The organism is Actinomadura rubrisoli, assembly GCF_004349215.1.
Classification (GTDB): domain Bacteria; phylum Actinomycetota; class Actinomycetes; order Streptosporangiales; family Streptosporangiaceae; genus Spirillospora; species Spirillospora rubrisoli.
Window position 1 is genome coordinate 1 of record NZ_SMKU01000713.1, and the last position, 1,186, is coordinate 1,186.

At 70.7% G+C, this 1,186-nt stretch carries 1 protein-coding gene; it reads right to left on the reverse strand.

Annotation, left to right across the window (positions count from 1 at the left end):
• Positions 1 to 633: 633 nt before the first annotated feature.
• Positions 634 to 1,186: PhoH family protein (locus tag E1298_RS47040; protein ID WP_207945293.1), on the reverse strand; the 553-nt coding region annotated here is incomplete at its 5' end.

Consider the following 1,186-nt stretch of genomic DNA (forward strand, 5'->3'; position numbering starts at 1 on the left):
AGGGGCTCGGCGGGGCCGAAGCCCTCGGACGGGGCGGGGAAGGCGGGACCCCAAGAGTCCTCGGGAGAAAAGCTCTGTTGATCGTCTCGCCTACTAGGGGACCCGGGGCGGTCTCCGTACAAGGCGGTCCTTCCGGCGGTCGCACGCGCATGGACACGCGCACGAGCTGGTTTCACCCCTGGCCCGGCCGCCGTCCGGAGGTGGGACGGTGGCGGACCCTGCCGGTGCCGTTCGCGTCGCGCGTTGTCAGGGGGTGCGCAGCGGGCGGGCACCGCTCGGGGTGCTTACGAGAGGACACAATGCCCGAGCACGAGGGCGGCTCCGCAACCGAAACGAGACGATTGCTGCCGGTGGGACGGTTGTCAACTCGACCGGAACACCGCCGAAACACCGCAGGGACCTGGGATTCCTCGCCTTCGCCCAGGATTCTGTGACCTTCGTCACAACTCCACGGTACGAAGTTTAACGATCACCCTGTGTAGAGAGATCCACAGAGATTCTCACGAGAGAACCCGGCGGCCCGCTGTGAGGACGGGCCACCGGGCCTCTCAAGCGTCAGCCGACCGCGCCGCGGGAGGTCGCGCGCCGGACGACGGCGCCGGACGACGGCGGGGCGCGGTCAGCCGGGTGCGGTCAGACGCCCACGTCCCCGAGCATGTCGGTCACGAGCGCGGCGATGGGCGACCGCTCCGACCGCGTCAGCGTCACGTGCGCGAACAGCGGGTGCCCCTTGAGCCGCTCCACCACGGCGGCGACGCCGTCGTGCCGCCCGACCCGCAGGTTGTCGCGCTGCGCCACGTCATGCGTCAGGACGACCCGCGAGCCCGACCCGATCCGCGACAGGACGGTGAGCAGCACGCCGCGCTCCAGCGACTGCGCCTCGTCCACGATCACGAACGCGTCGTGCAGCGACCGGCCGCGGATGTGGGTGAGCGGCAGGACCTCCAGCATGCCACGGTCCAAAACCTCGTCGATGACCTCCGGAGTGGTCACCGCCGACAGCGTGTCGTAGACGGCCTGCGCCCACGGCGACATCTTCTCGTTCTCCGAGCCCGGCAGGTAGCCGAGTTCCTGCCCGCCCACCGCGTACAGGGGCCGGAACACCACCACCTTGCGGTGCTGCCGGCGCTCCATGACCGCCTCCAGCCCCGCGCAGAGGGCGAGGGCCGACTTGCCCGTCCCCGCC